The sequence below is a fragment of the Variovorax saccharolyticus genome (genome assembly GCF_030316765.1).
Lineage (GTDB): Bacteria > Pseudomonadota > Gammaproteobacteria > Burkholderiales > Burkholderiaceae_C > Variovorax > Variovorax saccharolyticus.
Genome location: NZ_JASZYT010000015.1, coordinates 59,458 through 78,087, shown reverse-complemented (window position 1 = coordinate 78,087; position 18,630 = coordinate 59,458). Strand labels below are relative to the sequence as shown.

The following is an 18,630-nucleotide window of genomic DNA, read 5'->3' as shown; positions in this document are numbered from 1 at the left end:
TCAACCAATCGCTCGCCTGGCCTGCATCTCGTCTGACGTCGAAACTACCCACGAAGGCAGCGTGCTGTTCGCAGGGTCGCGTTACCGAGCGGTCTCGCAAGCGAAGGCGGGCCGTTCGCAGTTGACCTGGCGCGCGACATCGCCCGCGATAGCAACAGGCGCAAGGCGCCAAGTCCTAGAGAGCGTCCGATGCGTGTCTGTCGGCGCTGCCTCTCCTTACTTTCAGACGCGCAAAGGAACTCTTCATGAAAACGTTCAATAAGCCCCTGGTCCTGTTCACCGTCCTCATCCTGTCAGCCAACGGGTCATCTGCGCAAGTGAGCCGCGCCGAAGTCAAGCAGCAACTCAAGGCCGCACTGTCCAACGGACAACTTGCCGCGCTCACCGGAGAGGACAGCGGATCGACATACCTGTCCTCACAATTTCACTCGATCGAACCCCGTGCCGACGTCAAGGCAAGGATCAATCAAGCCCGCGCAGACGGCACGTTGAACATCCTGAATGGCAGCGACAGTGGTTCGTTCTACCTTGCACGCCAGCAAAGGCTCAACACTTCGCGCGCGGACGTGAAGGCCGAGCTTGCAGCCGCTGAAAAGGACGGCACGCTCAACCGCTTCTATCGGGAAGACAGTGGCTCGTTCGATCTGACGGCCGGCCGTACGAGGACCTCCCCACAGCCCGGGCTTGCTTCAAAGTAAATCCTGTGAACGGCTGGGTCGCCGACACGCAGCCGGCCGAACCTTTAGGAAGTCGGAACGTGCCAGCGACGTCGCGGGTAAGCATGCGAATCTCTGCCACCCCGTCGTCAGCCTCCGTTCGGGCACGACCCTCAGGAAGTTCAGTTGCATGGTCAAGGAAATCCGTTGCATCAGCCGCCGCTGAAGAGCACGCGCGATCTGACTGAATAAACCCTCCGCTGGCCGGTACGGTGTGGGCTTGGACCGCCGGCGCCGCCCTACGGCGGAGCTACGAATTCCGGCGTTTGCCCCTCAGCCACCGCCACGCGCCATCCAGACGTCATGCGTGCTTGGATCCACACCCCGCGCCCGCCCAAGGCGTGCTCGGCATGCGTGAGCCGGTGGCATCAAGGAGGCTCCTGCGACAACGGCAGACGGAAAATTGCCTCAGTGCCGTCGGAGGGGCCGTGCACATGAAATGGGTCAACGTCCGAGTACAAGAGGGCCTCAGACGCGGACGAACTACTTCGGAGCTGCCCCCACCTTGCCGGTGTAGTCCGGCAAGCGCTTCTCGACGTCCGGATTGGTCTGAAGGCCAAGCTCCATCAAGTGCCCGATGCGCTGCTGCGCAGCCGGGCGCTTTACTGAGCTGAGGAAGGCTTCCCACTCTGCCCCCACCTGGTCGTTCGGCGGCAGGCTGTTCAGGTTCACCAAGCCCTTGATCTCGGCGAGGGACTGCTTGTCAAACCCCGCAATGCGACGGGCCATTGCATCGACGAAGGCGTCCAACTCAGCATCAGGCAGTGCACGATTGACGTACCCGTAGCGCTCAGCGAGCTCCCCGTTGATGTCGCTTCCGGTCAACAGCACCTCCAGGGCACGACCGCGGCCAATAAGGCGTGGCAACCTCGCCATCGGACCGCCGCCGGGAACAAACCCGGCGCCGATCTCAAACTGCGACAGCAAAGCCTTCTCGCGGCTGGCGAATCGCATGTCACTGGCCAGAGCAAGCTCGCTCCCGACGCCGCTTGCCCGGCCTCGGATCAGCGCGATCGATACGACCGGCGCCTTGCTGAGGCGCACCAGCATGTCCGGCAGTTGCGGCAACCCGGTAGGGCCAGGAGGCAGACTGGTCGTCTCGGTCAACGGCGGCAGGAAGTCATAGTGGGTCAGGAAGAAATCTGGCACGTCGCTCTCAAACACCACGACCCGCACCTGAGGGTCGGATTCAATGGCGGTCACGACCTTGTTCAGCTGCGGTGTCGTGTTCGGGCCGTAGATGTTGAACGGAGGGTTGTGGAACGTCACCCGCCAATACTCGGGCGTGACGCGCGTAAGCCGGATCTGATCCTTGGCATCGGTAGCCGACCGAACCTTGACAGGCGGCGGCGCAGTCGAGGGGCGGCTCTGCGCATGGACGGGGGCCGTGAGCGCGATGGCCGCGAGTGCAAGCGTTGCGCCGAGAAGTTGTAGCTTCATGGTTCGTTTCCAAGTTCGATGGTGATGAGACGTGCGACTCGCACATCAAGAACTCATTGGTCGTCGCCTGCGACAATCCAGCCGCAGGAAGAGGCAGATTAGGAGCAATGCCTCCATGCGCCATCTCACTGAATTCGTACGGATCGATGATGCCAATGTCGTATCGGAACGTACAACTTTGGTACGGCCGGGGATCGAGCCAGGCGAGCGGCAATCGTTGCAGCGTCTGTCGTCGATGAAAGACCGTCGGCCGCCTCGCCCGCGCTCCTTGGGCCGTCAACGCTTGTCGATCGCAGCACGTTCACACGTCCATGCCGAGACCGGGAACCCGCCTCGCCTGCGGCAAACAGGAGCTTTGCAATGGACCCCACAGACAAGTGCCGAGAGCATCGAAAAAGTCCGATACTGCGTCGAAGGTCGCTCCGCGTCTCCGCCTGGAGTCAATCTGGATCAGACGTGCCGCTCACAAGTCGACTCGGAATCGTGAAGACGAAGGTGGTCCCCGAACCGGTATTGGGCGACGCCCAAAGCCGCCCTTCATGGTTCTCGACGATGGTCCGGCTGACTGACAGCCCGATTCCAAGACCGTTGCTCTTGGTCGTGTAGAAAGCCTCGAAGATGCGCTCCCGGTCATCGCCGCTTACTCCCACTCCATTGTCTTCCACCGACAGGCGAACACCTCCTTCGAGGTCCTGCTCTGTACTGAGAACCAGCAATCGTGGGCGATCGTCCACGGTGCTCATGGCGGCGAAGGCATTCACGAGCAGGTTGAGAATCACTTGTTGGAGCTGGATCCGATCGCCCATCACCAAAGGCAACGCCTTCGCAAGCTCGGTTCTCACGTGAACGCGGTTTCGCTGTAGCTCACTGGCCAACAGCGCCAAGACTTCTCGTGCAGCTTCATTCAGATCCACCAGTTCGATGGCTGTTTCGCCCTTCGCGTAGAGTGCGCGCAGGCGCGCAATCACCGCAGCTGCGCGGTTGCCGTCGCGGATCGTACGCCGCACGGTCTCCAGCGCGCCTTCGACATTCGGAGGATCCGCAGCGAGCATGCGCAGGCAGGTGCCGCCGTTGGTGATGATTCCCGTGAGCGGCTGGTTGACTTCATGTGCAATCGAGGCGGCCAGGACTCCCATGCTCGCCGCACGCGTCATCTGCGCGAGCGCCGAACGCACGCCGGCCAAGGCCTCCTCCGAACGGCGCCGCTCAGTTACGTCCTGAATCGCGCCGACATACTCCAGGCGGCCATCACGGTCTCGATCCCGGTATGCGTTGACCCGCAGGTACTTGAGCGAATCATCCGGCATCCTCAAGCGAACCTCGTGCTCAATTTCTCCCTTGCCGCCGCGCGCCAGCGCGATCTTCTCGCGCAGCAATGGAATATCCTCTGGATGCACTCGCTCTGCCACCTCGCTCAGCGCAATCGGCGTACCTGGCTCGAGTCCCAAAATGCGGTGAAGTTGCTCCGAGGCCCTTATGCCATCCGTGTCGACGCTCCAATAGAAGCTCCCCGTCAGGCTGACTCGCTGCCCCTCCGCGAGCAAGACCTCGCTCCGACGCAGCTTCTCCTCTGCGCGCTTGCGGTCCTCAATATCGACGTTGGTTCCGTACCATCTGACGATCCGCCCTTGCTCGTCACACAGCGGGTTGCCACGAAACAAGAACCAGCGATAAACCCCATCGAAGCGGCGCATGCGTGCCTCCGTATCCATGGGTTGTCCCGTGGCCAAGGCACATTGCCAGTACTCCACCAGTCCATTGACGTCTTCAGGATGGATGGCGGCCTCCCAATCCCAGCCCCGGGCCTTCTCCGTCGACATGCCTGTGAACTCGATCCAGCGCTGGTTCACGAAGTCGCAGAATCCGTCCGGGCGAGTCGACCAAGCGAGCATCGGCATCGTGTTGATGATCAAGCTCAGATTGCGCTCACTTGCACGCAAGGCTTCATCGGCCTTCTTGCGATCCTCGATGTCTACGTTCGTGCCGTACCACTTGACAATGTTGCCAGCAACATCGCGAAGGGGGTTGGCGCGAAAAAGGAACCAGCGGTACTCTCCGTCGAAGCGGCGCATGCGAGCCTCCGCATCAACGGGCGTGCCACTTGCCAGGCAGCGCTGCCAGTACTCGATCAATCCCGCGGCGTCGCCTTCGTGAATCACCGAACTCCAGTTCCAGCCTATCGCCTCCTCTTGCGTGAAACCGGCGTAGTCGAGCCAGCGGTCGCTGAGGAAGTCACAGTACCCGTCCGGGCGTGTCGACCATGCAGTCGTGGGGATGGTGTTGATGATCTGGTACAAATTGCGCTCACTCGCCTGCAACGCCTGGTCAGCGCGCTTGCGATCTTCGATGTCCACATTCGTTCCATACCACTTGACAATGTTGCCCGCTTCGTCGCGCCACGGATTGGCGCGAAACAGGAACCAGCGGTACTCCCCGTCGAAACGACGCATGCGCGCTTCGGTGTCTACCGGGGTTCCCGTGGCGAGACACCCTTGCCAGTACTCGATCAGCGCCGCCGCATCGTCGGGATGAATGACAGAACTCCAGTTCCAACCCAAAGCTTCCGCCGCCGTGAAGCCCGCATAGTCAAGCCAGCGATCGCTGAGAAACTCGCAGTAGCCGTCCGGACGGGTCGCCCAAGCCGTCGTCGGCAAGGTATTGATGATCTGATTCAGATTGCGCTCACTGGCACGTAGGGCTTCCTCGACCCGCCTGCGATCCTCCACATCGACATTCGTTCCAAACCACTTGACGACATGCCCTGCGTCGTCGCGCAGGGGATTTCCCAGGAACAAGAACCATCGATAGACACCGTCAAAGCGCCGCATGCGCGCTTCAGCGTTCATGGGTTCTCCGGATGCCAAGCACGACTGCCACTCGAGCACCAGTCCGGGAAGATCATCGGGGTGAATCGCCGCTGTCCAACCCCAACCCACCACCTGATCCAGCGAAAGCCCGGCATAGTCGAGCCAGCGGCGGTTCACGAAGTCGCAATAGCCGTCAACGCGTGCCGACCATGCGGTCATGGGGACCGAGTCAATGATCGAACGTAGATCTGCCTGACCGGTCGCCAGCTTCTCTTCGAACTGATGGCCTTCTCCATCGCTGTCCTGCAAATCCAATTGCTCAGTTTTCTCCGCCGGCCTGCGGCTATCGATGTCCGTACTCAATGCGCACCACTGAACGATGCCTCCCGCGTCATCACGAACCGGGTTGCTTGAGATCTGGAACCACCGGTAGGCTCCGTCGCGCCGACGCAATCGCACTTCGATCTCCCCGGGCTCGCCAGATGCCAGGGTGCGTTGCCAGTGTTCGCGAAGATCCAGCAAGTCAACGCGGTGAACTGCTGATTGCCATCCCGAACCTGATGCCTGCATCAGATTGATGCCGGTGTAGTCCCGCCAGCGCCGATTGACGAAATTGACATTGCCGCCTGGCGACGCCAGCCACACGAGGCCCGGCAGCGCGTCGACAAGAGCGGCAAAATCGCCCTCGAGCCTCACGGTCGGCCTCTGCCCATCGCAAGGTTCAGCGCCTCGAGCAAGGCGACCTGGCATCGGGGGTCTTCGACGTCGTCGGATGCGAGCAACCCTGATCCCGACGTGGACGCCTTCGCGGCGATGGCTATTCCATTCGACAGATTCGGCAGCGATTCCCGTACCGACTCACCGTCGTCCACCACTGTCACGAGCGAAGGAATTCTAGGCATGGGTCTCTGTACGCCGTGGTCAATCGAAAGGCATCCGTAGGTCACAGCCGTCCGCCCAATGCCAGACACCGAGGCTGTCGCCGTTAAGAGACTATTGCGCGATCTACCGTCCAGCGTCCATGATACTTTGGTATCGCTTCACGCACGAAGCCTCCTTGCACTGCGCCGTGCGCTCCGATAGTCGGCCGTAGCGCGAGCCAGGAGCCGATGGCGCGCCGACAAGTCCCATGACACCGGCGATTCGTGCCAGTCGCCACTACCCGAACGAGAACGAGAACGCCTCGGCCCCCGGATCGAGAAACTCGATCTCGAATCGTCGGTCCTTGATGGGCGAGTGCTGGCGAATCAGCTGATACATGCGTTGCTCCCTCAGGACGCCGTTGCCCTGCTCGTCGACGTCGGCGCCACGCGCACTGCCCGGTGGCGCCCCATCGAGGAGAACGCGGAACCGGACAGGCGCTGCGCCGTCCGCCGGCCCCATGACAAGATGAAGATCGCGCGCATGAAAACCGTAGGCGATTCTGGCGGCGACGCTGTTCGACGCGGCAAGCTCTGCCTTCACGGTCCAATCGCCGATCAGCGCCCAATGATCGAGTGCCAGACGTTCTGGCGCAGCATAGGTCTGTCGCCGATCAGGCGCCAGTCTTCCGGTTGAGGCGAAGTTCTGCGTGCGCCCGTACCCCACGTAGTTCTCCGGGGATCTCAGGTTCTGCCAGTCTGCCGCGGCCTCGGGTCCTTGGCCGAGCACGGATACCAATTGCGTATCGATGCCACTGGCCCCCGCTTCTGTCAGCAGGCGCTGGATCACCCTCTCCGACTCTTCATACTCACCTTCGCCGAAACGACGATGCCTGATCCGGCCGCTGGCGTCGATGAAGTAGAGCGCCGGCCAGTAGTTGTTGTGGAATGCCTGCCAGACGGCGTGATTGCTGTCGACCGCAACAGGGTAGCTGAGACCGATCTGGCTGACGGCCCGGCGAACGTTGTCGAGATCCTTCTCGAATGTGAACTCCGGCGAGTGAACACCGATCACGACGAGTCCGTAGCGCCCGTACTTCTCGGACCATGCACGGACATAGGGTGATTCGCGCCGCCAATTGATACAGGAATAGGTCCAGAACTCGACGAGAACCACCTTGCCTCGGAGGTCCGCCGGGGTCAGTGGCGGGGAATTGATCCACTCGATCGCCCCTTCGAGAAGTGGGAACATGCCTTCGAAGGGCAGCGCTTGGGTCGATTTCTCGACCCCGTTGGGCGGGAACACGCTGGACGGTGTCCCCGGCTGAGGGGCAGTTTCCTGAACGGCACGCGTGGCGAGGGACCAGGCGCCGCCGGCGATCAGAAGGAGCAAAACAAGATTCGACGCTTTCATGGCCAGTTCCTCATGGATTTCGCGCGCCCGGTCGCCAGAAGGATCGTCATCGGCATCCGCCCGCTACTTCAGGCCATTCAAGCAGTTGCATTCACGCAGATCCATTGCACGATGGTGTCGGTACACCCGTGCTCTGGGGACTCGGCAGCAAGTCGCCGATACCTTCGTGCAATGGACCGTCCGGACCGCTCGTGGTCAGATGGAACCAACGCCAAGCAACTTGGCCCATCGAAGGACCCAGAATCATGAGCACTCCACAGAAGGTCGTCATTGTCACCGGTGCCTCGCAAGGCATCGGTGCCGGACTTGTCAAAGGATTTCGCGAGCACAACTACAAAGTCATCGCTACATCACGATCCATCAAGGCCTCCGACGACCCCGACGTCCTGGCAGTCGCCGGGGACATCGGGACCGGAGAGACTGCGAAGCGCGTGATCTCACAAGGTCTCGAGCGCTTCGGACGCATCGACAGTCTCGTCAACAACGCAGGGATCTTCATTGCGAAGCCGTTCACCCAATACACCGAGGCCGACTTTCGCTCGAAGTTGGCGACCAATGTTGCCGGCTTCTTCTACATCACCCAAGCGGCCGTCGAAGCCATGGAGCGGAATCGATCCGGTCACGTAGTGAGCATCACGACAAGCCTTGTCGATCATGCAAATGCCAATGTGCCGTCCGTTCTGGCGTCACTAACCAAGGGAGGGTTGAACTCCGCGACCAAGTCGCTCGCCATTGAGTATGCCGCCCGCGGTATCCGGTTCAATGCTGTATCCCCAGGCATCATCAAGACGCCAATGCATTCTCCCGAGACTCACGCCGCGCTGTCGGCCCTGCACCCGGTAGGGCGCATCGGGGACATTCGCGATATCGTCGAAGCGGTGCTGTACCTGGAGTCCGCGTCTTTCGTGACCGGTGAGATCCTGCATGTGGACGGCGGCCAAAGCGCGGGCCACTGAGCAGATACCTTCCACCAGTTTGATCGCCCCCAAAAAATGGCGCGTGGCGCTGTGATGGCTGAATCGGGAGAGCCCTTTGCTCGGAGCCGATTCGGCCACTCTTGAAGGTGATAGCGAGAGCAGACGTCCCCGTGGAACGGACGGGCCCTTGCCGTGTGAGGCTTCGGCTCCCTGCCCTCTGTCCTGGCTGGCAAAGCCAACGACTGCTACTTGCACGATGGGCGATCCCGCACGCCCAAGCAAGCCCTGCACTCACAGGGAGAGCCTGCCGACATCCGATCGAGGCGGTGCAATGCGCTCTTGAGCGCAGCGCCGCTGTCCCACACATGCTCATCCCGACCGCGAGTGGATGCGCCCGGCAGCGGTGCCCTCCAGCACCCGCGACAAGATGCTCCGGCGCGACCGCAAGGTCACGAACGAGACGATCCTTCGGACGAAACCGACCCATCGATCAACGCAACGACCTGAACGCCGCGCGAATCTCCCTGCTGAAGATCTCCGGCTGCTCCCACGCGGCGAAATGTCCACCCTTGTCCACCTCGTTGAAATAGATCAGGTTGTGATAGCTTCGCTCGACCCAGCTGCGGGGCGCACGGTAGATCTCTCCAGGGAATACCGTTACCGCTGCAGGCAGTGAGATGCTCACGGCGTTGAAGTTGTTGGCGTTGTTCTCCCAGTAGAGCTGGGCAGCGGAGGTTGCGGTCTTCGTCACCCAATAGAGGGTGATGTCATCGAGCATCTCGTCTTTGGTGAACGCCCTGTCCGCATCGCCGCCGCTGTAGCTCCAGTCGGTAAACTTGTCGTAGAAGAACGCTGCAAGTCCGGCGGGCGAATCCTCTAGTGCGTAGCCCAATGTCTGAGGGCGCGTCACCATCATCGCGGCGTAACCGGCACCTTTCTTGTAGAGGTAGTTCATCGAATCGAACGCGGCCTTCTCCTTCTCCGACAAGCCGGAAGGGGCGGGGTCACCGTTATTGAGCGCCTTGGCGACATCCGGCGGCACAGTCGCCGGCATGTTGACATGAATGCCCAGCAATCCTTCAGGCGCTTGAATCGCCATCTTGTCGGCGACCACGGATCCCCAGTCTCCACCCTGGGACACATATCGCTTGTAGCCCAATCGTTTCATGAGCACATCCCACGCGGTCGCAATGCGATCTGCGCCCCAGCCCGTGCTACGTGGCTTCCCTGAGAAGCCGTAGCCTGGCATCGAAGGCAACACAAGATGAAACGCATCTTCCGCCTTTCCACCGTGAGCGGTCGGGTCGGTCAGTGGCCCGACCACCTTCAGGAGTTCCATCACCGAACCCGGCCAGCCATGCGTGATGATCAGCGGCATCGCGTTGGGATGCCGCGATCGCACGTGCGCGAACTGGATGTCGAGCCCGTCGATCTCGGTCACGAACTGTGGCAGGGCATTGAGCTTCCTTTCCACCTTGCGCCAGTCGTACCGCGTTCCCCAGTAGGTCACCAGCGGCTGGATCTTGGCCAGCCGAACGCCTTGCGACAGGTCGTTCACCGTCTCGCGCTCGGGCCACCGCGTCGCCACGATTCGGCGCCGCAGATCGACCAGCACCGCCTCCGGCACATGGATGCGGAAGGGTCGGATCGACGTGTCGCCGGTCGGTTCGCGCCTCCCGACGCCCGCATCCACGGGTGGACCTTGGGGCTCGTCCCCGATGCTGTTTTGCGCGAGCGCAGTTCTGGAGAAAAGGGCGCCTGCGGCAGCGGAGGCCGCGAAGAAGCCACGTCGGTTCGAAGACATAAGTACTGAAGACATGATCATTCCCGTTGCTAAGTAGTGAGTCGGTCAGTTGCGCGACCAAAAGGCGCAAGCGAGGCGATCAAAACAGAAGCGGGAGTGGTTCGCCATTGGACGATGGTGTTGCCGGCAATCTGTTTGCGAACGCCATCACGGCCCCGGCGCTGGTTGCTGCGGCCAGACGCGTGGAGCGTGAGCGCATCAAATTGCATTGTTGACCTGCGTTGCAACGAGGCCGCAGCGCGGAGTTCAATGGCGACCGGCGCCCGTCAATACCATCGTCCAATCGACTCACGTCGTTGAGTCTGGTTTCATCCCCATCGTCGCCTGCAATGTGCACCTGCGACCCAAGGAGGATCCGTGTCATCACAAGAATTCGACGTCGTTTGCCTCGGTGGCGGGGTCGCCGGTGAAGCCATCGCTACGGGCTTGAAGAACAGCGGGTTGTCACTCGCTGTGGTGGAGCGTGAGTTGGTGGGGGGCGAATGCCCCTACTGGGGCTGCATTCCTTCCAAGACCTTGCTTCGATCGGGCGAAACATTGAGTGAAGCCAAGCGTGCCCGCCACCTGGCGGCGTCGAGAGTCGAATGGACGATCGACGTACCCAAGATCTCCCAACGCGTCCTCTGGATGGCACGCGATCTTGACGACGGTCGCCCCGCCAAGGCGCTCGAATCCACCGGCGCACGCCTCTACCGAGGCGTCGGCCATCTGACCGACACGCGCACCGTGGACGTCGGCGGCCAACGGCTCATCGCGCGCCGCGCGGTCGTGATTGCCACTGGAAGCACAGCGTCGATTCCACCGATCCCAGGACTGGGCAGCGTCGATTTCTGGACCAATCGTCAGGCGACCCTCCCGAACGAGGTGCCGCGTTCATTGGCCATTCTTGGCGGCGGCGCCATTGGCGTGGAACTTGGCCAGGCCTTTGCGCGCCTCGGGGCAAAGGTGACGATTCTCGAGGCGGGAGCCGCACTGCTGGGCCTCGAAGAGCCAGAGGTCGGGGCTGCGGTGCGACCTCATCTTGAGGCCGACGGCGTGACCTTGATCGTCTCGGATCCCTGTGTTGCCGTCGAGCGGGATCCGGATGCCAGTTCGCGCGCCAACCCCGGACGAAGTGCGGCGGTCAAAGTTCATCTGAAATCGGGCAGCGTGATCTCCGCCGAGCGCCTGCTGGTGGCAACCGGTCGACGCGCGAACGCCGAGGCCTGGTCCGCCACTGGCATCGCCCAGACACAACGAGGCTGGCTGAAAGTCGACCCAAGGACGCTGGAGTCGCAAAGTGGCATTTGGGGGGCGGGCGACGTCACGGGACTCGGGGGCTTCACCCATCTTGCCTACTACCACGGTCAAATCGTCGCGCGGCGCCTGCGCGGACTCGACGAACAGGCCGATCATTCCGCCGTTCCGCGCGTGACATTCATTGACCCCGAGGTCGCTTCCGTCGGGCTCACGGAGGCCGCTGCCCAAGCGCGCGGCATCGATGTGGTTGTTGTTCGCGCAGAACCGGGAGACACGGCGCGCGGCTACATCCATGACTTCCGCGGCGGCATGCTGAAACTGATCGGCGATCGAAAGCGCGGCGTCCTGGTCGGCGCCACCCTCGTCACCCCACGAGCAGGCGAAGTCATCGGAGAGCTCGTGGTTGCGGTCAAGCTGGGCATTCCACTCAAAGTGATGGCCGACGTCATTCACCCTTTTCCGGCCTTCAACCGCGTGCTGGGGGAAAGCCTCCAGGAACTCGCGGCGAAGGTCACTCACTGACCGAGCAGCTCTCGGTACAGATCCCTCAAACCAAGGAGTTCATCATGGCCAAACCAAAGGGCAGCGAGCAAGCACCACAGCGGGCGAACGATCGCATCGTCGAAATGAAGCTCGAAGTCGTCGTGCTACCCGTGTCCGACGTGGATCGCGCCAAACGCTTTTACACTGACCTGGGATGGCGCCTCGATGCCGACTTCGCCAATGGCGAGGACTTGCGGGTGGTGCAGCTGACGCCCCCCGGGTCGCAATGCTCGGTCATCTTCGGCAGCAACGTGACGGCGGCTGCACCGGGCTCGATTCAGGACTTGATGCTCGTCGTCGACGACATCGCAGCCGCGCGCGCCCAGCTGATCCGCCAAGGTGTCGATGTCGACGCGGTCTTTCATGACGAGGGCGGGGTGTTTCACCACGCTGGAAAGCAGGCACGCGTTGCAGGCCCGGATCCCGAGGGACGCTCCTACTGCTCGTGGGCCTCGTTCAGCGATCCGGACGGCAACGGCTGGTTGCTCCAAGAGGTCAAGACCCGGCTTCCCGGACGCGTGTGACGCAAGCGGAACCTGATTGGACGAATCTCCAAATGAACGTCGCAACATTGACCGAGCTGCTCCGCGACGCCGAGCAGCGCCACGGACTCTACGAGGCCTCCGCCCCCAAGCACCACTGGTCCGATTGGTATGCCGCCTTCATCGTTGCTCGAGCGCACGGGAAGAGTGTCGAAGAATCCGAAATTGCTGCTGCGCTTCATATGGACGAAGTCCTCAAATGAAAGGCGCACCTCCGTCATTCACCGCAAGGCGAACACTTCGCCGCGTTTCTCGTCGCTGCTCACGGGCTTCCGAGGCTCGTGTCCGAACTCAACCCATTGGAGAGAACGCATGACCTCCGCGTCCCAGATCAAACTCACACAACACACGCCTGCGTACTGGACCGCCACCTTCGACAACCCACCGATCAACGTGATCGGCCCCGCGACCATCGTTGAGCTCGATGGGCTGATCGCACGCCTGGAAACCGATCCATCCGTGCGCGTTGTGGTCTTCGACAGCGCAAACCCCGAGTTCTACCTCGCGCACTATGACATGTTCGTCGCAACCACCATGGCGATGAAGCCCGGACGCTCTGGTTTGCATCCATGGCTGGACGTGCTGACGCGGTTGAGCAGAGTCCCCGCCGCCACGATCGCGTGCATCCGTGGCCGCGCACGCGGGGCGGGCAGTGAATTCGCGCTCGCTTGCGACATGCGCTTCGCCAGTCGGGAAAGAGCCATGCTGGGCCAGTTCGAGGTGGGCGTAGGCGCCGTTCCGGGCGGCGGCCCCATGGCTCGCCTGCCGCGCCTCATGGGCCGGGGTCGGGCCCTCGAGGTTCTGCTCGGCGCCGACGATTTCGGCGGCGAGCTCGCCGAACGGTACGGCTATGTGAATCGCTCGTTTCCCGATGCCGAACTGCTTGCCTTTGTCGATGCATTTGCGCGCCGGCTTGCCGGCTTTGAAAAAGCCGCGATCATCGAAACGAAACGTTTCGTGGATCAGGCGAGCCTGCCTCCAGACAGTGATTTTCCACCGGCACTCCAGGCTTTCTACGCATCCGTCGCCCGTCCCGAAACTCGCGCCAGATCGGCCGCCTTGGCCGCCAAGGGCTTGCAGTCGATGTCGGACACCGAGCTTCGGCTGGGTCATCACGTGGCCGCCTACCTCGGACCAGGGAATTGACTTGCACTCGATGTCTCCGACGCGCTTCGGTGTCGTCATTCCAACCCTGCTCGCATCTCATGCCATCACGGCAACGCCAACCCGGCGCCGTCGTTCTCCCCCCTGATTCCAAGGAGTCTTCAATGTCCCGCTCGTTCAATCTGCCTCGGCGTTCGTTCATCGGAACCGCATCGATCGGTGTGGCCATCTCGCAGCTAGGCGGCATCGTTCCGGCCCTCGCACAGCCTGCGGGATCGTCTTCCTCCAGCGAAGCGGCGGCCCCGCGCGGCGGCGCTTCGCTGAAACGTCTCGAACCACTCAAGAACATCGATGCCGGCGTGCTCAAAGTCGGCTACTTCGAAGCGGGTCCCGCCCATGGTGCACCGGTGATACTCCTGCACGGATGGCCCTACGACATTCACACGTACGTCGACGTTGCGCCATTGCTGGCCAAGGCGGGATACCGTGTCATCGTCCCGCACCTGCGCGGCTACGGAACGACACGATTCCTGTCGAGCGAGACGGTCCGCAATGGCCAGCAAGCGGCCATCGCCGTCGACATGCTGGCCTTGATGGATGCGCTGAAGATCGAGAAGGCGATCGTCGCGGGATGCGACTGGGGTGCGCGGACAGCCTGCATCATGGCGGCCTTGTGGCCCCACCGCGTCAATGCACTGGTCTCGGTCAGCGGATACCTGATCGGCAGCCAGGCATCAGGAAAGATCCCCTTGCCGCCGCAAGCTGAGCTGCAGTGGTGGTACCAGTACTACTTCGCTACGGAGCGCGGCCGCGAAGGCTACGACAAGAATCGAAAGGATTTTGCAAAATTGATCTGGCAGCTTGCATCACCGAAGTGGGATTTCGATGCCGCCACATTTGAACGCAGTGCGCTTGCCTTCGACAATCCCGATCACGTCAACATCGTGATTCACAACTACCGCTGGCGGCTGGGATTGGCGGAAGGCGAAGCGAAGTATCTCGATCTCGAAGATCGCCTGGCGCGTGGCCCAGCCATCACTGTACCGACCATTACCCTTGAAGGCGACGCCAACGGAGCGCCTCACCCCGATGCGAGCACCTACGCGAAGCGGTTCTCGGGACCCTACGCCCATCGACTCATCAAGGGCGGCATCGGGCACAACTTGCCTCAGGAGGCACCTGACGCGTTTGCAAGCGCCGTCGTGGACTCGGTCCGCCTTTGAGTCCCTGCAAGCAGGGGGTGCCTCCGGCCCCCCTGCGAGGGGCGATCAGAATGAGACCTGGGTCTTCAGCCCCAACACGAAGGCATTTCTGTTTGCGCTGGTTCCGCCGGGGTGCACGATGTACTGGACGTTGGGACGCACATAGAGTCCGGGCAACGGTGCCCACGTGTAATACGCTTCGATTGCGTATTCGTTGCCGCCGCCGGCCGCGATGGCCTCGCCGGTGCGCGCGTTGCTGTCGCGCACGTAGCTCGCATGCCGGGCGTTGTTGTGGGTCGTCCCCATCGCAAGGCCGATCGCATCGCGGACCTGCCCGAACGGCCCCTGATACACCACGCCGAAGGCGATCTGCCGATCGAGGACTGCCGTACGCCGGTCGGTCTGCGTGATGTTGAGAAACACGGATGCACCGCGCCCTTCTTCGGTACCCGTGATCTGCTGCTGGAAGTTGAGATAAGCCCCGTACTGGCCGCTGTGCTGAAGCGGATCCAGGCCGGTGAGGCCGCGGGAGTTGCGAGCGGTGTCGTCGTACAGATCGGCCCCATCGGACGTGTTGTACCAGGCGCCCACCTTGTATGAACCGCTCCGGCCGCCGGGGACGACCTGCCATCCAAATTCCAGCGGAATCAACGCACCGGTGGTGCCGCTCGGATTGCCCAGCGTCCAGCCGCTGCGACGGGCATAGTCGTCCTCCACATAGCGGGGATTGACTTGGTACACCCCGGACTGAAGGTAAGTCCGTTCGGAGGATTGAACCTTGACGCGCACTGCCCATTGGCTGGTGGGCCAGTTCACCCAGTAGTTGCTGACCAGATTCCCGGGCTGCGAGCCGCAGAATGTCAGATTTTGAAAGTCACACAGGAAGCTCGCAAAGTCCTCGCCCACCGTGAGGCGGCCAAACTTCACCTGAAGCCGATCATCCAGTAGCCGTTGGTTGACCCAGAACTGGGTGAGGTGCCATGTCTGGCCGCGGCCATAGATTTCCTGGAGCAGCATGCTGTTGCCGATCTTTGCATCCGCGCCAAGGTTGCGGCCATTGCGGTCTGTGATGGTGCCCTGGAAAGTCGCGCCTTTCCACCCCCATCGCCTTTGCATGTCGACGGTCGCCTGGAACATCCACTGGTCGGCGTATCGCGTCAGCCGGTCACTGCCTCCACTGAAGTTATGCGCGACCTGACTGCCGTATTCGAAACTGAGGCGCACGCCTTGATCTTCCAGCCGCGTGCGCTGACCGCCCCAGTCGCCCAGCAGGTAGCTGCCCGGGACAACCTGGTCCGCACGTGCGCCGCTGGCGCCAATCGAAAGGCCGAGCGCTGCCAAGACACCAATGAAATGGCGCGCACGCGCGACTCCAGTTCGGCATCCTCGCCGAGCATCGTCCGAGTGCACGAGTTCGTCGGCCGCATCCCTTTCTCCGTCGCCCTTTTTCACACGTTCTGAAAATCGAATTCCTGGGATTGACGCTGGTGTTGACAACTCGGTCTCCGTGTGAATGCGCGACTGGTGCGCATGGAGACCGATCAAATCAGAACTCTGCGGGTGATTCCATTGCACGAAGGTATCGCGGATTCTTCAGATCACGGAAGGACTGGGATCAATTGCTCCACTCGAATTCAGATACCGTGTCACGGTGAAGCCCAGTTCGAAGGTGTTGATCGACACCATCGTCTTATCGACCTGAGGTCAATCGTCTGGTGTCATTGCCATGCCGCCAGAGATCGAGTCGTCAATCGACCTTGTCGATCGGACCGATCAGCGGAAGCCTCGATCTGCGAATCTACCGCACCGCCAATGGAGTCCCCCATGCCAAAGCACGCCACCGTGAGCCATGCGACCACTCGCTATCGAACCGTCGAGGTCGAGGGACTGAACATCTTCTATCGAGAGGCCGGCCCGGCGCAGGCTCCGACGCTAATGCTTTTGCATGGATTCCCGTCGTCCTCCAGGATGTTCGATACGCTGATTCCTCTTCTGGCCGATCAATACCACCTGATCGCACCGGACTATCCTGGCTTTGGTCACAGCGATGCGCCAGCCGCAACTGAATTCGCCTATACCTTCGACCACCTTGCACGGATCGTCGACGGATTCACCGATGCGTTGAATCTGAAAGGGTACTTTCTCTATATGCAAGACTATGGAGGTCCGATCGGCCTGCGCCATGCACAGCGCCGACCCGAGCGCATTCGCGGCTTGATTGTCCAGAACGCAGTGGCGCACGAGGAAGGACTGGGTCCGATGTGGGAGGCAAGGCGCGCGTACTGGGCCGATCGCGAAGCGCACGAAGCGAGCGTTCTCTCTGCCTTCACTTCATTGGAGGGCGCAAGGATTCGCCACGTGGGCACGAGTCCGCATCCAGATCGCTACAACCCCGACACCTGGACCGACGAGTTCGCTGCGCTCTCCCGCCCAGGGCAGGATCAGATCCAATCAGACCTGTTCTACGACTACCGTACCAACGTGGCTTCCTATGGGCAATGGCAGGCCTGGCTGCGAGACAACCGCCCGCCGACCCTGGTGCTTTGGGGAAGGCACGATCCATCGTTCACGGTGGACGGCGCAAGGGCCTACGCGCGAGATTTGCCGGATGCCGAAGTTCATCTTCTGGACGCCGGCCACTTTGCACTGGATGAGGCGGTCGACGTCGCAGCGACCCACATACGCAGGTTTCTTTCCAATGCTTCGGCAGTTGCAGGACCTATCAGGCGTGATTGAACGCAACAACCCTCGGAACAGAAGCCATGACAAAGTACCGTGCAGGTTCACTGGATCACCGCGGCAGCGCATCGCCTGACCTCGTGCTGCCCTGGCGCGCCACCCTCGCGGGGTTTTGCGCCAGTCTCGTCGGCTTGGGGCTTGCACGGTTTGCCTACACTCCGCTGTTGCCCGCAATCGTCGGGGCCCGTTGGTTCAGCGCCGGCGATGCCGCCTACCTCGGTGCGGCCAATCTCGCCGGGTATCTGCTAGGTGCCGTGATTGCATCACCCCTTGCCTCGCATCTGCGGCCGCGTACCGTATTGCGCTGCGCCATGCTGCTGGCATCGCTGGCAATCCTTGCGTGCGCGTGGCCCGTCAGCTTCAGTTGGTTCTTCGCCTGGCGTTTGCTGTCCGGTGCAGCAGGCGGCACGTTGATGGTGCTGGCGGCACCGACGGTGCTCGCACACATTCCTGCGAACCGCCGCGGCCTTGCGAGCGGCGTCATCTTTACCGGAATCGGCCTGGGTATCGCCGCATCCGGAACGCTCGTGCCGCTGCTGCTTCATCAAGGTCTTCGCGAGACCTGGCTCGGTCTCGGCGTGCTTGCCCTCTCGCTCACGGCCCTCGCATGGATGGGGTGGCCCGCCCAGGCGCCGAACACCGCCAAGGTCAATGACGTCGTTCCCCGCTTAGCGGCAACGCATCGCCTGAAAGGGCTCTACGCCCAATATGCGCTGAACGCGGCCGGCCTGGTGCCGCACATGATCTTTCTTGTCGACTTTGTGGTCCGCGGCCTGGACCGGGGCCTTGCAGCCGGTGCGCAGTACTGGGTCGTGTTCGGCTTGGGCGCCATGGTCGGCCCGATCCTGAGCGGCCACCTCGCCGATCGCATCGGTTTCGGGACGGCGCTCCGCGTGGCTTACGTGATGCAAGCCGCAGCAGTGGTCATTCCCGCATTCGCCACTGACGCCGTCTGGCTGATCGTTTCGAGTTTCGTTGTCGGCGCCTTCACGCCTGGCATCGTGCCGCTCGTCCTGGGCCGCGTCGCGGAGCTGCTCCAGCACCATGCTGTGGCGCAACGCGCTGCATGGGGCAGTGCGACAACGGGCTTTGCAACGCTTCAGGCCATCGCTGCCTATGCCTTGGCGTTCTTGTTGGACCGCAGTGGCGGTGACTACGCATTGCTGTTTTACCTGGGCGCAGCGGCGATTGCCCTGGCTCTGGTCATCGACCTTGCATCAGATGCCTGGCGCACCCAGCAGGACGCACAAAAGTGACCCCTGTGACCATGGCTCGACTCGTTCAACGCCAGGTGGCCGATGCA

The 18,630-nt window shown here is 62.0% G+C and carries 14 protein-coding genes; 9 read left to right on the top strand and 5 right to left on the bottom strand.

Annotation, left to right across the window (positions count from 1 at the left end):
• The first annotated feature begins 245 nt into the window (after nt 1–245).
• Complete coding sequence (locus QTI45_RS32250; RefSeq protein WP_286373003.1) at nt 246–698, top strand: hypothetical protein; 453 nt, start codon at nt 246–248, stop codon at nt 696–698.
• A gap of 501 nt (nt 699–1,199) precedes the next feature.
• On the opposite strand, the gene QTI45_RS32245 is transcribed toward QTI45_RS32250, so the two are convergent.
• From QTI45_RS32245 to QTI45_RS32235, 3 genes are all read right to left on the bottom strand, one after another.
• Nucleotides 1,200–2,156: an enoyl-CoA hydratase/isomerase family protein gene (locus QTI45_RS32245; RefSeq protein ID WP_286373002.1), complete on the bottom strand. Its 957-nt coding sequence runs from the start codon at nt 2,154–2,156 to the stop codon at nt 1,200–1,202.
• A 440-nt stretch (nt 2,157–2,596) separates the two neighbouring features.
• Complete coding sequence (locus tag QTI45_RS32240) at nt 2,597–5,659, bottom strand: PAS domain-containing sensor histidine kinase (RefSeq protein WP_286373001.1); 3,063 nt, start codon at nt 5,657–5,659, stop codon at nt 2,597–2,599.
• Between the two features lie 462 nt (nt 5,660–6,121).
• Nucleotides 6,122–7,237, bottom strand: a complete 1,116-nt coding sequence (locus tag QTI45_RS32235) for a redoxin domain-containing protein (RefSeq protein WP_286373000.1) — start codon at nt 7,235–7,237, stop codon at nt 6,122–6,124.
• 245 nt (nt 7,238–7,482) lie between these two features.
• Here QTI45_RS32235 and QTI45_RS32230 point away from each other — a divergent pair, with 245 nt between their 5' ends.
• On the top strand, nt 7,483–8,193 hold the full coding sequence (locus QTI45_RS32230; protein ID WP_286372999.1) for an SDR family NAD(P)-dependent oxidoreductase: 711 nt from the start codon (nt 7,483–7,485) through the stop codon (nt 8,191–8,193).
• A gap of 451 nt (nt 8,194–8,644) precedes the next feature.
• On the opposite strand, the gene QTI45_RS32225 is transcribed toward QTI45_RS32230, so the two are convergent.
• Nucleotides 8,645–9,973, bottom strand: coding sequence for an epoxide hydrolase family protein (locus QTI45_RS32225; RefSeq protein ID WP_286657300.1), 1,329 nt, complete (start codon nt 9,971–9,973; stop codon nt 8,645–8,647).
• Between the two features lie 342 nt (nt 9,974–10,315).
• On the opposite strand from QTI45_RS32225, the gene QTI45_RS32220 reads away from it, so the two are divergent.
• The 5 genes from QTI45_RS32220 to QTI45_RS32200 all read left to right on the top strand — a co-directional run bounded on the left by QTI45_RS32220 (nt 10,316) and on the right by QTI45_RS32200 (nt 14,609).
• Nucleotides 10,316–11,719, top strand: a complete 1,404-nt coding sequence (locus QTI45_RS32220; protein ID WP_286657272.1) for a dihydrolipoyl dehydrogenase family protein — start codon at nt 10,316–10,318, stop codon at nt 11,717–11,719.
• A gap of 44 nt (nt 11,720–11,763) precedes the next feature.
• Entirely contained in the window at nt 11,764–12,264 is a 501-nt protein-coding gene (locus tag QTI45_RS32215) for a VOC family protein (RefSeq protein WP_353621359.1), read from the top strand.
• Nucleotides 12,265–12,296: 32 nt separating this feature from the next.
• Nucleotides 12,297–12,485: a hypothetical protein gene (locus QTI45_RS32210; RefSeq protein WP_286372996.1), complete on the top strand. Its 189-nt coding sequence runs from the start codon at nt 12,297–12,299 to the stop codon at nt 12,483–12,485.
• A 109-nt stretch (nt 12,486–12,594) separates the two neighbouring features.
• On the top strand, nt 12,595–13,428 hold the full coding sequence (locus tag QTI45_RS32205) for an enoyl-CoA hydratase/isomerase family protein (protein ID WP_286657271.1): 834 nt from the start codon (nt 12,595–12,597) through the stop codon (nt 13,426–13,428).
• Between the two features lie 122 nt (nt 13,429–13,550).
• Nucleotides 13,551–14,609 (top strand): alpha/beta fold hydrolase, encoded by a 1,059-nt coding sequence (locus tag QTI45_RS32200; protein WP_286657270.1) that lies wholly within the window; start codon nt 13,551–13,553, stop codon nt 14,607–14,609.
• Between the two features lie 45 nt (nt 14,610–14,654).
• On the opposite strand, the gene QTI45_RS32195 is transcribed toward QTI45_RS32200, so the two are convergent.
• Entirely contained in the window at nt 14,655–15,938 is a 1,284-nt protein-coding gene (locus QTI45_RS32195) for a carbohydrate porin (RefSeq protein ID WP_286657299.1), read from the bottom strand.
• 474 nt (nt 15,939–16,412) lie between these two features.
• Between QTI45_RS32195 and QTI45_RS32190 the strand changes: the two genes are divergently transcribed.
• Nucleotides 16,413–17,324, top strand: coding sequence for an alpha/beta fold hydrolase (locus tag QTI45_RS32190; protein WP_286657269.1), 912 nt, complete (start codon nt 16,413–16,415; stop codon nt 17,322–17,324).
• Nucleotides 17,325–17,350: 26 nt separating this feature from the next.
• The gene (locus QTI45_RS32185) at nt 17,351–18,583 is read left to right on the top strand and encodes a YbfB/YjiJ family MFS transporter (protein WP_286657268.1); all 1,233 of its coding nucleotides are present in this window, start codon (nt 17,351–17,353) and stop codon (nt 18,581–18,583) included.
• Nucleotides 18,584–18,630: the final 47 nt, after the last annotated feature.

Excerpts from the sequence above, each read along its gene's own strand:
- QTI45_RS32185 (WP_286657268.1), top strand. The coding sequence starts at position 17,351 with ATGACAAAGTACCGTGCAGGTTCACTGGATCACCGCGGCAGCGCATCG.
- QTI45_RS32210 (WP_286372996.1), top strand. The coding sequence starts at position 12,297 with ATGAACGTCGCAACATTGACCGAGCTGCTCCGCGACGCCGAGCAGCGC.
- QTI45_RS32230 (WP_286372999.1), top strand. The coding sequence starts at position 7,483 with ATGAGCACTCCACAGAAGGTCGTCATTGTCACCGGTGCCTCGCAAGGC.
- QTI45_RS32245 (WP_286373002.1), bottom strand. The coding sequence starts at position 2,156 with ATGAAGCTACAACTTCTCGGCGCAACGCTTGCACTCGCGGCCATCGCG.
- QTI45_RS32205 (WP_286657271.1), top strand. The coding sequence starts at position 12,595 with ATGACCTCCGCGTCCCAGATCAAACTCACACAACACACGCCTGCGTAC.
- QTI45_RS32200 (WP_286657270.1), top strand. The coding sequence starts at position 13,551 with ATGTCCCGCTCGTTCAATCTGCCTCGGCGTTCGTTCATCGGAACCGCA.
- QTI45_RS32215 (WP_353621359.1), top strand. The coding sequence starts at position 11,764 with ATGGCCAAACCAAAGGGCAGCGAGCAAGCACCACAGCGGGCGAACGAT.
- QTI45_RS32225 (WP_286657300.1), bottom strand. The coding sequence starts at position 9,973 with ATGTCTTCAGTACTTATGTCTTCGAACCGACGTGGCTTCTTCGCGGCC.
- QTI45_RS32190 (WP_286657269.1), top strand. The coding sequence starts at position 16,413 with ATGCCAAAGCACGCCACCGTGAGCCATGCGACCACTCGCTATCGAACC.
- QTI45_RS32235 (WP_286373000.1), bottom strand. The coding sequence starts at position 7,237 with ATGAAAGCGTCGAATCTTGTTTTGCTCCTTCTGATCGCCGGCGGCGCC.
- QTI45_RS32250 (WP_286373003.1), top strand. The coding sequence starts at position 246 with ATGAAAACGTTCAATAAGCCCCTGGTCCTGTTCACCGTCCTCATCCTG.